Source organism: Pseudomonas sp. NPDC096917 (genome assembly GCF_044762555.1).
GTDB lineage: Bacteria > Pseudomonadota > Gammaproteobacteria > Pseudomonadales > Pseudomonadaceae > Aquipseudomonas.
On sequence record NZ_JBIWEO010000001.1, the window covers coordinates 453,761 to 467,503 of the forward strand.

The 13,743-nt window shown below is 58.3% G+C and carries 15 protein-coding genes; 6 read left to right on the forward strand and 9 right to left on the reverse strand.

Translation table 11 applies throughout. From position 1 onward, the window contains the following. Positions 1-78: 78 nt before the first annotated feature. The 5 genes from ureG to ACIQYF_RS02020 all read right to left on the reverse strand — a co-directional run bounded on the left by ureG (position 79) and on the right by ACIQYF_RS02020 (position 3,127). On the reverse strand, positions 79-687 hold the full coding sequence (ureG, locus tag ACIQYF_RS02000; RefSeq protein WP_402856052.1) for an urease accessory protein UreG: 609 nt from the start codon (positions 685-687) through the stop codon (positions 79-81). A gap of 9 nt (positions 688-696) precedes the next feature. Then, the gene (locus ACIQYF_RS02005; protein ID WP_402856055.1) at positions 697-1,371 is read right to left on the reverse strand and encodes an urease accessory protein UreF; all 675 of its coding nucleotides are present in this window, start codon (positions 1,369-1,371) and stop codon (positions 697-699) included. Next, on the reverse strand, positions 1,368-1,868 hold the full coding sequence (ureE, locus tag ACIQYF_RS02010; RefSeq protein WP_402856058.1) for an urease accessory protein UreE: 501 nt from the start codon (positions 1,866-1,868) through the stop codon (positions 1,368-1,370). The genes ACIQYF_RS02005 and ureE overlap by 4 nt, the downstream gene beginning before the upstream one ends. A gap of 161 nt (positions 1,869-2,029) precedes the next feature. Continuing rightward, positions 2,030-2,662, reverse strand: a complete 633-nt coding sequence (locus tag ACIQYF_RS02015) for a TetR family transcriptional regulator (protein WP_322235517.1) — start codon at positions 2,660-2,662, stop codon at positions 2,030-2,032. Positions 2,663-2,851: 189 nt separating this feature from the next. Further along, positions 2,852-3,127, reverse strand: a complete 276-nt coding sequence (locus tag ACIQYF_RS02020) for a hypothetical protein (RefSeq protein WP_402856062.1) — start codon at positions 3,125-3,127, stop codon at positions 2,852-2,854. Between the two features lie 330 nt (positions 3,128-3,457). Here ACIQYF_RS02020 and ACIQYF_RS02025 point away from each other — a divergent pair, with 330 nt between their 5' ends. Further along, positions 3,458-5,524, forward strand: coding sequence for an AsmA family protein (locus ACIQYF_RS02025; protein ID WP_402856065.1), 2,067 nt, complete (start codon positions 3,458-3,460; stop codon positions 5,522-5,524). A gap of 54 nt (positions 5,525-5,578) precedes the next feature. Here the strand turns inward: ACIQYF_RS02025 and ACIQYF_RS02030 are convergent, their stop codons facing one another. Both ACIQYF_RS02030 and ACIQYF_RS02035 read right to left on the reverse strand, forming a co-directional pair. Further along, positions 5,579-6,109 carry a bacterioferritin gene (locus tag ACIQYF_RS02030; protein ID WP_402856068.1) on the reverse strand — a complete coding sequence of 177 codons (531 nt, stop codon included), beginning with the start codon at positions 6,107-6,109 and terminating at the stop codon, positions 5,579-5,581. 131 nt (positions 6,110-6,240) lie between these two features. Next, entirely contained in the window at positions 6,241-7,122 is an 882-nt protein-coding gene (locus tag ACIQYF_RS02035; RefSeq protein ID WP_402856071.1) for a DMT family transporter, read from the reverse strand. A 97-nt stretch (positions 7,123-7,219) separates the two neighbouring features. Between ACIQYF_RS02035 and ACIQYF_RS02040 the strand changes: the two genes are divergently transcribed. The 3 genes from ACIQYF_RS02040 to ACIQYF_RS02050 all read left to right on the forward strand — a co-directional run bounded on the left by ACIQYF_RS02040 (position 7,220) and on the right by ACIQYF_RS02050 (position 9,557). Further along, entirely contained in the window at positions 7,220-8,005 is a 786-nt protein-coding gene (locus ACIQYF_RS02040) for an AraC family transcriptional regulator (protein WP_402856073.1), read from the forward strand. 83 nt (positions 8,006-8,088) lie between these two features. Then, entirely contained in the window at positions 8,089-8,379 is a 291-nt protein-coding gene (locus tag ACIQYF_RS02045; RefSeq protein ID WP_402856076.1) for a PsiF family protein, read from the forward strand. A 167-nt stretch (positions 8,380-8,546) separates the two neighbouring features. Further along, positions 8,547-9,557: an AI-2E family transporter gene (locus ACIQYF_RS02050; protein WP_402856079.1), complete on the forward strand. Its 1,011-nt coding sequence runs from the start codon at positions 8,547-8,549 to the stop codon at positions 9,555-9,557. 59 nt (positions 9,558-9,616) lie between these two features. On the opposite strand, the gene ACIQYF_RS02055 is transcribed toward ACIQYF_RS02050, so the two are convergent. Next, positions 9,617-10,882: an Hsp70 family protein gene (locus ACIQYF_RS02055; RefSeq protein WP_402856082.1), complete on the reverse strand. Its 1,266-nt coding sequence runs from the start codon at positions 10,880-10,882 to the stop codon at positions 9,617-9,619. A 301-nt stretch (positions 10,883-11,183) separates the two neighbouring features. Between ACIQYF_RS02055 and cbpA the strand changes: the two genes are divergently transcribed. Both cbpA and ACIQYF_RS02065 read left to right on the forward strand, forming a co-directional pair. Continuing rightward, positions 11,184-12,095: a curved DNA-binding protein gene (gene cbpA, locus ACIQYF_RS02060; protein WP_402856085.1), complete on the forward strand. Its 912-nt coding sequence runs from the start codon at positions 11,184-11,186 to the stop codon at positions 12,093-12,095. A gap of 2 nt (positions 12,096-12,097) precedes the next feature. Beyond that, the gene (locus ACIQYF_RS02065; RefSeq protein ID WP_402856088.1) at positions 12,098-12,415 is read left to right on the forward strand and encodes a chaperone modulator CbpM; all 318 of its coding nucleotides are present in this window, start codon (positions 12,098-12,100) and stop codon (positions 12,413-12,415) included. A 33-nt stretch (positions 12,416-12,448) separates the two neighbouring features. Here ACIQYF_RS02065 and ACIQYF_RS02070 read toward each other — a convergent pair whose 3' ends face one another. Next, positions 12,449-13,597, reverse strand: a complete 1,149-nt coding sequence (locus ACIQYF_RS02070; RefSeq protein WP_402856202.1) for a sensor histidine kinase — start codon at positions 13,595-13,597, stop codon at positions 12,449-12,451. Between the last annotated feature and the right edge of the window lie 146 nt (positions 13,598-13,743).

Sequence of the window (13,743 nt, forward strand, 5' to 3'; positions counted from 1 at the left end):
CGGCGACCCTGCTTTTAAACAAAAGCGAAGGTCCTTGGGCCCTTATCGCAGTCTGCGCTAGCGGCTACAGGTTCGTTTTTAAATCAACAACCCCTGCTTCTCGATGAACGCGACGATGGTGTCCAGGCCGTGTCCGGTCTTTTGGTTGCTGAACACAAACGGTTTGCCGTTACGCATGCGTTTGGTGTCGCTGTCCATCAGCTCCAACGAGGCGCCAACCAGCGGTGCAAGGTCGATTTTATTGATCACCAGCAAGTCGGATTTGCAGATCCCCGGCCCGCCCTTGCGCGGCAATTTATCGCCCGCCGATACGTCGATCACGTAGATCGTCAGGTCAGACAGCTCCGGGCTAAAGGTGGCTGACAAGTTATCCCCACCCGATTCGACCAGAATCAGGTCCAGGCCAGGAAAGCGTCGATTCAATTGGTCGACGGCCTCAAGGTTGATCGACGCGTCTTCACGGATCGCCGTGTGCGGGCAGCCGCCGGTTTCGACGCCGATGATGCGTTCCGGCGCGAGCGCTTCGTTGCGCACCAGAAAGTCGGCGTCTTCGCGGGTGTAAATGTCGTTGGTCACCACGGCCAGGTTGTACTTGTCGCGTAGCGCAAGGCACAGGGCCAGCGTCAGCGCGGTTTTGCCGGAGCCCACGGGGCCACCGATGCCGACACGCAAAGGTTGTGTGTTCATTACATTCTCCTAGGAACGAAACAGGCGGCTGTACTGGCGCTCGTGAGCCATGCTTGCCAAAGACAGTCCGAAAGCGGCGCTGCCCATGTGGGATAAGTCGAGAGAGCTGGCGTGTTGTTGTGCCTGCTGCAAGGCGGGTGACAATTCGCTGGTCATGCGTTGAGCGGCCTGTTGACCCAGTGGCAAGGTTTTCATCAACACTGCCAATTGGTTTTCCAGCCAGCTCCACAGCCAGGCAGCGAGCGCATCCTGCGGGCTGATGCCCCAAGCCCGGGCAGCCAATGCCCAGCCGAGGGCCAGATGCGGCTCGTTTTGTTGGCTGAGAAACAGGCGGGCAGGGTCGTCCAGTTCGGGTAAACCGGTGAGCAACTGCTGCAAGGAATAGCCCATTTGCCGGCTTTCCTGATGCAGTTCGCGGGTTTCGCGGCTGGCGCGGTGTTCGTCGCATAAGCGCTGCAAGGCGCCCCAGTCCTGGTCGACCGCGGCCTGGCAATGGGCGAGCAACAACGGTGCTTCAAAACGCGCCAGATTGAGCAGCAACTGATCGCGGATCCAGCGCGCAGCCGTCGCCGGATCCCTCACCCGGCCATTGTCGACGGCCATTTCCAACCCTTGGGAATAGCTGTAGCCACCAATCGGCAACTGCGGGCTTGCCAGGCGCAACAGCGCCCATGCCGGATTCACAAACGCACACCAAACTGATGCAGGCGGGGGGCGTAGTTGAAGTCTTCTTCACCCGCGCGTGAGTGATGATGCCCGCCACCATAGGCGCCGTGTTCAGGTTGGAACGGTGCTTCAATGGCTTCGGTGCTCGCGCCCAACTGCTCCAGCATGGCCTTGAGCACGTAATCGTCGAGCAGGCGCAGCCAACCATCACCGACCTGCAAGGCCACATGGCGGTTGCCCAGATGATAGGCGGCGCGGGTCAGTTCAAAGGCGTTGAGGCAGGTCACGTGCAGCAACTGTTCGGGGCTGGCACACACGCGCACGATGCGCCCGTCCTGGGCTTGAAGAAACTCGCCATCGTGCAGGGGCGGCTGGCCGCGCTCAAGGAACAGGCCCACGTCTTCGCCTTCACTGCTGAAGCAGCGCAGGCGACTTTTGCTGCGGGCTTCAAAGTTGAGGTGAAGCTCGGCGCTCCACACGGGGTGGGTTTCGACTCTGCGATGAATCACCAACATTAGAAGGCTTCCTGCAATGAACAATACGTGAGGCACAGCAAGGGGCTTGCCAACCTTGGGCAGGCAGCAAACGCTAGGCCCAAACACGGTGCACAAAGATCAAGATGTTCTAAATAAGTGCGGGGTCATGACGGCTTCGCACCAAAGGGGTGCGCGCGCCATTATTCAGTGCTGCCCAAGCCTTGCCAGTGCTTGAGCCCGATAAAGATAAAGCGCAGTTGCTGGCTGATTTTGGCTTGCGGCTGCAGGTACTCGGGCAGCGCTTCGGCAGGCGGGTCGATGACGTCAGGCAAGGCGGCGAACACGCTTTTAACCACCAGATCGGCGATCACGGTGAGGCCCGCGTGGTTCAAGTGCTGCAACTTGGGCTTGGAACCGAGGTCGGTCGCCAGGTCTGACGTGATGTCTTCACGCAGTGCGCCAATGGCTTGGCGAACCGGCTGTGAACCGCCGTACTGCTCGCGGGCCAGAAACAAGAACTGTGAGCGGTTGGCTTCGACCACGTCGAGAAAGATACGCACCGAGGCGTTGATCACACCGCCCATAAACAGCTCGTTGTGACGCACCAGGCGAATGGTTTCGCGAAAGGTCTGGCCGACTTCACTGACCAGCGCCAGGCCCAGTTGGTCCATGTCGCTGAAGTGGCGATAAAACCCGGTGGGCACGATGCCAGCGGTTTTAGCCACTTCACGCAGGCTCAGGCTGCCGAAGCCGCGACCCGATTCCATCAAGTGGCGGGCAGCATCCATCAGCGCTAGGCGGGTTTGTTGCTTCTGTTCGGCGCGAGGCAGCATGGGGGCTGATGTTCCAGACAAGTACAGCGGGGCACTCTAGCAAATCGGCTTTGATAACGTCGAACGGTCTGAGCATTCAGTCATGTGTAGCCGCGGCCGAAGGCTGCGATGGGTTGCGTAGCAGCCCCAGGGTCTTGAAGGGCCTGCGGCCCTTATCGCCGCCTGGCCGCAGCGGCTGCACGTAGGGCATTAGCTCGCACGTTGATTGCGCTCGGCCAGACGATCCGCGCCCCCTTCAGCGACCACTTTGGCATTGCGTTGGGTGCGATCGTAACCATCTTCAGCCACGCGGTTTTGCTGATCGAGCGTACGTTGCGCACCGTCTTCGGCAACCGAATCAAGCGGCTGGCTCAACGTGCTTGAAGCCGGTTGTACCATCGGGGTTGGTTCATCGTCCGCAGGCATTGCGAAGGCGTTAAACGCGATCAGGGAAAGGGAAAGACCAAACAGGACAGGACGTTTCATGGTGTTGTGCTCCGTAGCAGTGCAACTAAGTAGGAATGTTGGTAATGCTACGCTTGGAAAATTGATATCAAAGTTCATACGGGCAATGGTGATAATCGACAAAATTGATTGTTCCGGGTTGAAGGCTCTAGTCAGCGGGTCTTGGAGGCGTGAAGCTGCACGCTCAGGGCGCGTTTGGCGCGGGCAGGGTCTATAAGAGAGCGGGGGTAGGTGTTGGTAACCCTGAGTTTTTTCCACGAAAACAGCTTTTGAGTTAAACCTTGAGCTGCCTTCGCCAGTCGTACCCACATAGCCATCAGGACGTTCAGTCGTTATTTAAGGAGCCGCAGCATGACGCGCACCCGTAAAACCCTGGCCTGGATTGTCGGCATTTTTGTTCTGCTGGTGGTCGTGTTGGTGGTGATCCTGTCTACCTTCGACTGGAACCGCCTCAAGCCGACCATCAATAGCCAAGTGTCCGAGATTCTGCATCGCCCGTTTGCCATCAACGGGGATCTGGCCGTGCGCTGGCAGCGAGAGGAGGATCAAGGTGGCTGGCGTGCCTGGGTGCCGTGGCCCCACGTGATTGCGCAAGACCTGACCCTGGGCAACCCTGAGTGGTTGAAAACCCCGCAAATGGCCAGCCTCAAGCAGGTGGAATTGCGCCTGTCGCCGCTGGCGCTGCTGAGCCAGACCGTGGTCATCCCGCGGATTAATCTCACCGAGCCCAGCGCCAATCTTGAGCGTTTGGCCGATGGTCGGGCGAACTGGACCTTTACCTTCGACCCCAAAGATCCAAACGCCGAGCCGTCTAACTGGAAGGTCGATATAGGCGCTATTGGTTTCGACAAGGGCCATGTGACGCTGAATGACCAAACCCTTAAAACCCGGCTGGATGTGCTGATTGACTCGTTGGGCAAGCCCATCCCATTTAGCGAGATCGTCGGCGAAAGCGAGGCGAAAAAGGCTCAAGAGAAGGGCTCGGCCCCTCAAGACTATGCGTTTGCCTTGAAGGTCAAAGGCGAGTACCACGGTCAGAAACTCAATGGCTCCGGCAAAATCGGCGGCTTGCTGGCGTTGCAGGACGCGACTCAGCCGTTCCCGCTGCAAGCGCAGGTGGACATTGCCGACACCAAAGTGGCACTGGCCGGAACCTTGACCGACCCGTTGAATCTGGGGGCGCTGGACCTGCGCTTGAAACTGGCCGGCAGCAGCTTGAGCAATTTGTACCCGCTGACAGGCGTGACCTTGCCTGATTCGCCGCCTTACACCACCGATGGCCACCTGACCGCCAAACTGCGCGAGGCCAGCGGTGCGACGTTCACCTACGACAACTTCAACGGCAAAATCGGCAGCAGTGATATTCACGGCAACGTGGGGTATGTGGCGAGCAAGCCACGGCCCATGTTGACCGGCAAGCTGGTTTCCAACCAGTTACTGATGGTCGACTTGGCGCCGCTGATTGGCGCGGACTCCAACGCCAAGCAAAAGGCTCGGGGTGGCGAAAGCAAGCAACCGGCGAACAAAGTGCTGCCCGTTGAAGAGTTCCGCACAGAGCGCTGGCGCGACATGGACGCCGATGTTGAATTCACCGGCAAACGCATTGTCCAGAGCGCGGAACTGCCGTTCACCGACCTCTACACCCACCTGGTGCTCAAGGACGGCGAATTGAGCCTCGAACCGCTGCGCTTTGGCGTGGCAGGCGGCAAACTGGATGCGCAAATCAACCTCAATGGCCGCGACACGCCGTTGAAGGGCCGGGCCAAGCTGACCGCGCGCAATTTCAAACTCAAGCAGCTGTTCCCGACCTTTGAACCGATGAAAACCAGCTTCGGTGAGCTCAATGGCGATGCCACGATTGCCGGTACCGGCAACTCGGTGGCCAAGCTGCTGGGCACCGCCAACGGCGATTTGAAGATGATCATCAATGACGGCGCGATCAGCCGCAGCCTGATGGAAATTGCCGGGTTGAACGTCGGCAATTACGTGGTGGGCAAAATCTTTGGTGACGAAGACGTGAAGATCAACTGCGCGGCGGCTGACTTCGGGATTAAAGACGGCCTGGCCAGTACCCGCCTGTTTGTGTTCGATACCGAGAACGCCATCATCTACATCGACGGCACGGCTAACTTCGCCACCGAACAGCTGGACCTCAAGATCACCCCTGAGTCCAAAGGCCTGCGCTTGTTATCACTGCGATCCCCGCTGTACGTGCGGGGCTCGTTTGCACATCCCGATGCCGGCGTACAGGCGGTGCCCTTGTTGTTGCGCGGTGCGGGGATGGTTGCACTGGGCGTGATTGCCGGCCCGGCGGCGGGTCTGTTGGCCTTGATTGCCCCGAGTGCAGGAGAGCCCAACCAATGCGCGCCGCTGCTGCAACAAATGCAACAGGGCAAAGTGCCCAAGACAGTGAAATGAAATAGCCGCGCACCTGTAGGCTCGAGCTTGCTCGCGCCTACAGGGGGGTTGGGTTTAGAGGTCTTGCAGAATATCCGCCATGTCGTCGGCGTGTTCTTCCTCTTGGGCCAGGATGTCTTCGAAAATCCGGCGTGTGGTCGGGTCTTTATCACCGATGTACTGAATGATTTCGCGATAGCTGTCGACAGCAATACGCTCAGCGACCAGGTCTTCGTAAACCATTTCTTTTAGGGTTGTACCCGCCACGTACTGCGCATGAGCGTTTTTGGACAGCAGGTCGGGGTTGAACTCCGGCTCGCCACCCAGTTGCACAATGCGTTCTGCCAGTTTGTCGGCGTGTTCCATTTCCTGGTTGGCGTGCTCCAGAAACTCATCGGCGGCGACGCTGGCCTTGAGCCCGTTGGCCATGAAATAGTGGCGCTTGTAGCGCAGCACGCACACCAGTTCAGTGGCTAATGACTCGTTGAGCAGACGCAGGATTTCTTCGCGGTCAGCGCTATAGCCTTGGGTCACAGCACCGTCTTCGACGTTCTTGCGAGCGCGCTCACGCAGGGTGTTTTTATCGGTCAGTTGTATCTCGGTCATTTCATTTTCCTCACTAATCCAGTGGCTGCCTTGCTCTGTTGGCGAGGTCAGTTCGTTAGTTGTGAGTTCTGCGCGCCGAGAAAGTTTTATCTAATTTTGTCTGGCGTGTACAAGCGATCTCGATCCTGGGGTTAATCCTTTATTGCCCGCAGCGGCGTGCGCCAACGTTCCGACAGAATCACCCCGCCCAACGTCAGTGCGCCGCCAATCAAGTGGTAGGCGTGCAGGTGTTCGTTGAGCACCACCGCCGCAATCAGCGCTGTAATCAATGGCAGCAGGTTGAAAAACAGTGAGGTGCGGCTCGGACCCAGCACCGCGACGGCCTTCATCCAGGCCAGCGGTGCGAGCATGGACGCCAGCACGCACGCATACAGCACCAAACCGATGTTGTGCAGGTTGGGGCCGACCTTGGGCGACATCAGGTACAACGGAAACAGCACCACAATCGCCACCAGCACTTGCAGGTACAGCATCTGCAATGGCGGCAGGCGTAACTGCCACTTTTTCAACAACGTGCTGTAAATCGCATAGGCCAGGGTAGCGATCAGCATCATCGCGTCGCCCAGGTTCAAGCCGTGGGCGAGCAGTACACCCAAACTGCCGTTCGAGACCACCACCAGCACCCCGGCAAACGACAGCACGGCACCGACCAGCGCCCCGGCGGTCAGGCGTTGCCCCAGACTGATGATCGACAGGGTCAGCACCATCAATGGCATCAATGACAGGATGATGCCCATGTTGGTGGCCGACGTGAGTGCGGCGGCAAAGTACGCCAGGCTTTGGTAAATCACCATGCCGAGCAGGCCGAGGGTGAAAATCTTGCCCAGGTTAGGGCGGATCACCGGCCAGTTGGCGATCACCGGTTTGAGCAGGAACGGAGTAAACAACAGGCCCGCCAGCAGCCAGCGGTAAAAACTGATCTCGGTGGGGTAGATGGCGCCGACCGCCAGTTTGTTGATCACGGTATTGCCAGCCCAGATGAAAATGGCCAGCAGCGGGTAAGCGTATTGCATCAGAAACGACCACAAGGTTAGAGAGCGGTGATTATCCGTCTGTCTGTTTGCAAGCCTATACTTCGATCCAGCCAACCTCACCGTGAATCCAGACAGCATGCGCAAAAATCTGATCAGCGTTCCCGAGTTCGACGGCTTGCCCGCACCGGTTTACTTCCGTTACGCCGAATTTGATGCTGACAGCCACGCGGTGTCGCACCAGCATGCCTGGGGGGCGCTGGACTACGTGGCCAGTGGGGTCATGCGCTTTGAGGTAGCAGGGCGGCGCTTTATGTCGCCACCCCAGTACGCGGTCTGGGTGCCACCCCATACCGAGCACAGCGCCTACAACGCCAAGGCGATTGTTTACCGCTCGGTTTACCTCGATGCCGTGCATTGCCAGCATTTGCCACGAGAGCCCGTCACGCTGGCCATCAGCGACATTCTCAAGAGCATCCTCAGCGACTTTGCGCGTCGTGATATTCACATCCCACAGAGCGAGGCCGACATTCGTTTGGCGCAGGTGCTCGTCGATCAACTGCGTCTGGCACCGGTGCATCAATGCTATTTGCCCTATGCCAGCCATCCGGGGCTTCAACGGGTGCTTGAAGCCCTGCAAGCCCAGCCCGGTAACAACCGGCCGCTGGGGCAGTGGGCCGATCAGGTGCATGTCAGCGAGCGAACCCTGGCGCGCTTGTTTTTGCGCGAATTGGGCATGAGCTTTGGCGAATGGCGCCAGCGCCTGCGGTTTTTGGCCGCAATTGAAGCGCTAGAGTTCACCCGCAGCGTGCAAGAGGTGGGTTTTGACTTGGGCTACAGCACCTCATCGGCGTTTATTGCGATGTTTCAGCGCCAGGCCGGGTGCACGCCAGAGCAGTATCGTCGGCAAGCGCGACACCCTTGAACGCCTGGCGGTTGATGTAACAGAGTTTGTCTACACTGAAGGGCGACCGCCGCCAATCGGTGCGGCAATAAGGAGAAAACTCCATGAAGATGCTGCGCGTTCCTCTGCTGATGGTGGGTTTGCTGCTGTGTTCTCACGCGTTTGCCGACACCGCCCAACAAAACAAAATGACCCGTTGTAATGCGGACGCCAGCGCCAAGGCCCTCAAGGGCGATGAGCGCAAAGCCTTCATGAGCAATTGCCTCAAAGCGACACCTGCGGCGGCCATGACCCCACAAGAACGGATGAAAAGCTGCAACGCCACCGCCACCACCCAAGCCCTTAAAGGCGACGCGCGCAAAGCCTTCATGAGTGATTGCCTGAAGAAGAAATAACTCGACACCCTGGAAGCTGCCGCAGGCTGCGATCTTTTGATCGTCAAAAGATCGTAGCCTGCGGCAGCTCGCACGGGGCAAGATTCTCCTTCAGTCACAATTTGTAGTGATCCCCGCCGAAGGCTGGCAGACTGCCAATCCCTTCGCGCTGCTTGGTTTGAGGCTGTATGCCATCGTTTTCTCAGCGTCACATTTTGTTTGCCAGCTACATCCTCATGGTGGTTGGGCTGTTACTGGTTTTTCCGCTGCGCCTGTTACCCAGTCTGCTGGCGGGGTTGTTGGTTTACGAACTGGTCAACATGCTCACCCCACAACTGCAGCGCTTGATTGCCGGGCGGCGTGCGCGCTGGCTCGCCGTGGCGTTGCTGGGCACTCTAGTGGTCAGCATCCTGGCGTTGATCTTTGCCGGCGCCATCAGCTTTTTGCTGCATGAAGCCGAAAATCCGGGCGCCTCGTTGAATAAATTCATGGTGGTGGTAGACCGTGCGCGTGGGCAATTGCCGCCGTTTCTGGACAGCTACCTGCCTGCCAGCGCTGCTGAGTTCCGCATCGCGTTCAGCGAATGGATGAGCAAGCACCTGAGCGACCTGCAACTGGTGGGCAAAGACGCCGCGCACATGTTCGTGACCTTGCTCATCGGCATGGTGCTGGGGGCGATTATTGCCTTGCAGCGCATCCCCGACATCAGCCGCCGCAAGCCGCTGTCGGCCGCACTGTTCGACCGTTTGCACCTGCTGGTGCAAGCGTTTCGCAATATCGTGTTTGCACAGATCAAAATCGCGTTGCTCAACACTGCGTTCACCGGGGTGTTTCTGGCGTTGATCCTGCCGCTGTTTGGCGTGCACCTGCCGCTGACTAAAACCCTGATTGTGCTGACTTTCCTGCTGGGCCTGCTGCCGGTGATTGGCAACTTGATCTCCAATACCCTGATTACTATCGTCGCGTTATCGCTGTCGATCTGGGTGGCGGTGGCTGCGTTGGGCTACCTGATTGTTATCCACAAGCTGGAATACTTCCTCAACGCCAAGATTGTGGGCGGGCAAATCAGTGCCAAATCCTGGGAGTTGTTGTTGGCGATGCTGGTGTTCGAAGCAGCCTTCGGCCTGCCGGGCGTGGTGGCTGGGCCGATCTATTACGCGTATTTGAAAAGCGAGCTCAAGCAGGTGGAGCTTGTCTAGCGGCGAACATTAAACCGTGTAGCCGCTGGCGCAGGCTGCGCCAGCGGCTACAGAGGGCGTTAGCCGTAACGTTTTTTGGCTTCAATCGCCAAGCCGCTGCCGATGCTGCCGAAGATGTTGCCTTCAACATGGCGGGCGTTTGGCAGCATGGCCGAGACGCTCTGGCGCAAGGCCGGAATACCGCTCGAACCGCCGGTGAAGAACACGGTGTCGACTTGCTCGACACCCACGCCGGCGCTGTTGAGCAACTGGGTCACGCTGTTGCGGATGCGTTCGAGCTGGTTGTCGATGGACGCTTCAAACAACGCGCGGCTCAGCTCAACGCTCAGTCCTGCCTCAACCCGGTCCAGCGGTACATGGCGGCTTTCGTTGTGGGTCAGTTCGATTTTGGTTTCTTCGATTTCCATCGCCAGCCAGTGACCGGCACGTTGTTCGATCAACTTGAACAGGCGGTCGATGCCGCCCGTGTCGACGATGTCGTAACGCATGCTGTTCAGCGCGATCTGGGTTTTCTGTGCATACACCGAGTTAATGGTGTGCCAGGTCGCCAGGTTCATGTGGTGGCTGGTCGGCATGTAAGCACCGCTTTTCATGCGGCTGCCGTAACCGAACAGCGGCATTACGCCTTGCAGGCTCAGCTGTTTGTCGAAGTCGGTCCCGCCGACGTGCACGCCGCCGGTGGCCAGGATGTCGTCCTGGCGGTTGTCCTGACCGCGACGCTCGGGTGACAGGCGCACCAGCGAGAAGTCGGACGTACCACCGCCGATGTCGACAATCAGTACCAGCTCTTCACGCTCGATGGTCGACTCATAGTCAAAGGCGGCCGCAATCGGCTCGTACTGGAACGACACTTCCTTGAAACCGATGGCGCGGGCCACGTCGGTCAGGGTGTTTTCGGCTTCCTGGTCTGCCAGCGGGTCGTCATCGACGAAAAACACCGGACGGCCCAGTACCACTTCTTCAAACTCGCGACCGGCGGTGGTTTCGGCGCGTTTTTTAAGTTGGCCGATAAACAGCCCCAGTAAGTCCTTGAACGGCATCGCTGTGCCCAGGACGCTGGTGTCGTGCTTGATCAGCTTGGAACCCAGCAGGCTCTTGAGCGAGCGCATCAGGCGACCTTCGTAGCCTTCCAGGTACTCATGCAGCGCCAGACGGCCATACACCGGGCGGCGTTCTTCAATGTTGAAGAACACCACGGAGGGCAGGGTGATCTTGTCGTCCTCGAGCGCAATGAGCGTTTCCACGCCTGGACGCAGCCAGCCGACGGTGGAGTTGGACGTGCCAAAGTCAATGCCGCAGGCACGTGCTGGAGAGGCGCTTTTCATGTCTTTCGAGTTCCGGTTAAAAAACGGCCGCGCAGTGTATGCCAGTCAGTCACATAATCGAAGCGCCACTATTCGATAATTCGCAGGTTTTAATCCACTTGAAAGACTATCCTTCATCCCCAAACTTCCAGACATGGCTTGGTAGTTGTAAGGCGATTCAGTGAGGCCCGTAGGCTGCCGATAAACTTTTGTAGCGCTGTTCAGTCACAGGATTGAGATCGGTCAATCATCAGGCTGAATATCCAGAGCATTCTGGGATGCCCAAAGCTGCGCGATATTGATAACGGATGGTGATCCTTACATGGACTTCAAAGACTATTACAAGATTCTGGGTGTCGAGCCCACGGCTGACGATAAGGCGATCAAGACCGCCTATCGCAAGCTCGCGCGCAAATATCACCCGGATGTGAGCAAAGAAAAAGACGCCGAAGAGAAGTTCAAGGACGTCAACGAAGCGTATGAGGCGCTTAAAAGCGCCGATAAACGCGCTGAATACGATGAAATGCGCAAATACGGTCAGCATGGCCAACCGTTCCAGGGGCCGCCAGGCTGGCAGGGGCACTCGAGCGGTGGCTTCGAGGATCAAGGCGATTTTTCAGACTTCTTCAGCTCGATCTTCGGATCGCGCGGCGGCGGCTTTGGTGGGCAATCTGGCCGCAGTGCGGGCCGTCGTGGGCAGGATGTTGAAATGGAATTGCCGATTTTTCTTGAAGAAACCCTGTCTGGCGAATCGAAGCCAATCAGCTTCCAGATAGGTGGTGTCAGCAAGACCCTGAACGTGAAAATCCCGGCAGGCGTGACTGACGGCGAGCGAATTCGCCTGAAAGGTCAGGGCGGTCCGGGCGTGGGTGGCGGCGCGAATGGCGATCTCTACCTGATCATTCGTTTTGCCCCGCATCCGAAGTTTGACGTCGAAGGGCACGATTTGGTGATTACTGTGCCGCTCGCACCGTGGGAAGCGGCACTGGGCACCAAGGTCGCTGTGCCGACCCTGACCAGCAAAATCAACCTGACCATTCGTCCGGACAGCCAGAGCGGCCAGCGTTTGCGCATCAAAGGCCACGGCCTGGCGGACAAAAAAGGTCAACGCGGCGATTTGTTTGCCCAATTGAAAGTGGTCATGCCTAAACACACTGACGAATCGACCAAAGCCCTGTGGGAAGCGCTTGCTGATAAAGCAGCCTTTGATCCGAGAGCCCAATGGAGTAATTGATCATGAGCAGCACCCTGATCGTTCAGCTGGACATGGAAAGGTTCTGCGAAGAGGCCAATATCCCGGCCACTTACGTGATAGAGATCGTCGAACACGGAATTATCGAACCTCAGGGCCACGCGCCCGATGCGTGGCGTTTTGAAGACTACGAACTGGTCATCGCAAAGCGTGCAGCCAAGCTGCATAAGGAGCTTGATCTGGAATGGGAAGGCGTTGCACTGGCGCTTGAACTGCTGGAGCAGGTGCAGCAACTGCGTGCTGAAAACCGTCATTTGAAGCAGCAATTGGGGCGATTTGTGGGCAGTAACCCTCAGATATGAGCGGCCGGTCGCTGACGCAGCCCACTCGGCTCGTCAGCGACCAGGTGGTGATGCGTGTTTTGGCAACATCACAGTAAAAGTCGTGCCTTCGGCCTCGGTGGAGGTGACGTCGACAGTGCCGCCGTGGGCGTTGACCGCTTCTTTTACGATGAACAACCCCAGTCCCAGGCTGGTGGAGGTGCCCGGCAGGCTGGGGTCTTCACTCGGGCTGCGCACCAACGGGTCAAACAGGGTGGCCAGCGAGTCTTCATCGATGGGCATTCCGCGGTTGTGAACCGATAACAGCACCTGCCGGGCGCCTCCGGTCAGCGTCAGGGTCACTACACGGCTCTGGCTGCCATGTTGCAACGCATTGCCTATCAGGTTTTGCAGCAGTTGGTGGATCAGGCCGCGATCCCATTCTCCCTCGACAGGCCCGTCAATGGTCAGTACCGGCTCGCAGTCCGGCTGCCCGGCGCACGCTTGCGCCAAGGCCGCGCGGCAAGCGTCTCCCAAGTCCATAGGCACCGGCTCGATGGGCAATTGGCTGCCCAGGCGACTGCGCACAAACGCCAGTAAATCACTGACCATCGAGCCCATGTGCCGCGTACCGTTTTTGATTGCGCTCACATATTTCAAGGCATCGGCGTCCAGCTTGGCTTTACGCACCAGCATTTCAGTGGACATGCTCACCGCCTGCAGCGGCGCGCGCAGGTCGTGGCCCAAAATGGCCAGAAATATATCGCGCGAACGACTGACCTGTTCGGCATAGGCCGCGGTGGATTCGGCCAGCGCTTCATCGATGGCCTCGTTAAAGCGAATCATGTCCTGCAAGTGGGCGGGCTCCGGCGCCTGCAGGCTGTCGACCCACAGACGGATCACACAGGCGCGCAAATGGCGAAATTCGGCCGTCATTTGCACCAGATCGAAGCCAACAGTGTGGCGCAGTTCGCCATGACTGGCGGCGGCTATGTCCAGCGCGGGCGTTTTATCAAGATCTTCACCCTCAGCCTTGGCCTGTTGCTCGCTGGCTGTTTGCGCGGTGTTCATGTCTCGCGCTGCCGCCAGCAGAATGACCTTGGCATGATCGCGCAAGGCTTCGCTGTCCATCGTCTGTGCGGCGGGCGAGATGGTTTCGGCAAATCGCTCCCATTCATCGACGATGCGGTCAACGTTTTGCACGATGAAGGGTGATAGGCGAATAGCCATGTACGTGCTCCAGGAGCAGTGGTCTTAAAGGTGGCGCATCTTAGCCTTTAACGTGATTTTGTAATACAACCGCTCCTCCGCAGACCTCTTAGAGCGGATATATAGATACCGCTAGAGGCTTCAAGCGCTTCGATAACCTG

What these genes read in the sequence shown, in the direction of transcription:
- ureG (WP_402856052.1), bottom strand. Translation starts at nt 687, where the DNA reads ATGAACACACAACCTTTGCGTGTCGGCATCGGTGGCCCCGTGGGCTCC.
- ureE (WP_402856058.1), bottom strand. Translation starts at nt 1,868, where the DNA reads ATGTTGGTGATTCATCGCAGAGTCGAAACCCACCCCGTGTGGAGCGCC.
- ACIQYF_RS02015 (WP_322235517.1), bottom strand. Translation starts at nt 2,662, where the DNA reads ATGCTGCCTCGCGCCGAACAGAAGCAACAAACCCGCCTAGCGCTGATG.
- ACIQYF_RS02020 (WP_402856062.1), bottom strand. Translation starts at nt 3,127, where the DNA reads ATGAAACGTCCTGTCCTGTTTGGTCTTTCCCTTTCCCTGATCGCGTTT.
- ACIQYF_RS02025 (WP_402856065.1), top strand. Translation starts at nt 3,458, where the DNA reads ATGACGCGCACCCGTAAAACCCTGGCCTGGATTGTCGGCATTTTTGTT.
- ACIQYF_RS02030 (WP_402856068.1), bottom strand. Translation starts at nt 6,109, where the DNA reads ATGACCGAGATACAACTGACCGATAAAAACACCCTGCGTGAGCGCGCT.
- ACIQYF_RS02035 (WP_402856071.1), bottom strand. Translation starts at nt 7,122, where the DNA reads ATGCAATACGCTTACCCGCTGCTGGCCATTTTCATCTGGGCTGGCAAT.
- ACIQYF_RS02040 (WP_402856073.1), top strand. Translation starts at nt 7,220, where the DNA reads ATGCGCAAAAATCTGATCAGCGTTCCCGAGTTCGACGGCTTGCCCGCA.
- ACIQYF_RS02045 (WP_402856076.1), top strand. Translation starts at nt 8,089, where the DNA reads ATGAAGATGCTGCGCGTTCCTCTGCTGATGGTGGGTTTGCTGCTGTGT.
- ACIQYF_RS02050 (WP_402856079.1), top strand. Translation starts at nt 8,547, where the DNA reads ATGCCATCGTTTTCTCAGCGTCACATTTTGTTTGCCAGCTACATCCTC.
- ACIQYF_RS02055 (WP_402856082.1), bottom strand. Translation starts at nt 10,882, where the DNA reads ATGAAAAGCGCCTCTCCAGCACGTGCCTGCGGCATTGACTTTGGCACG.
- cbpA (WP_402856085.1), top strand. Translation starts at nt 11,184, where the DNA reads ATGGACTTCAAAGACTATTACAAGATTCTGGGTGTCGAGCCCACGGCT.
- ACIQYF_RS02065 (WP_402856088.1), top strand. Translation starts at nt 12,098, where the DNA reads ATGAGCAGCACCCTGATCGTTCAGCTGGACATGGAAAGGTTCTGCGAA.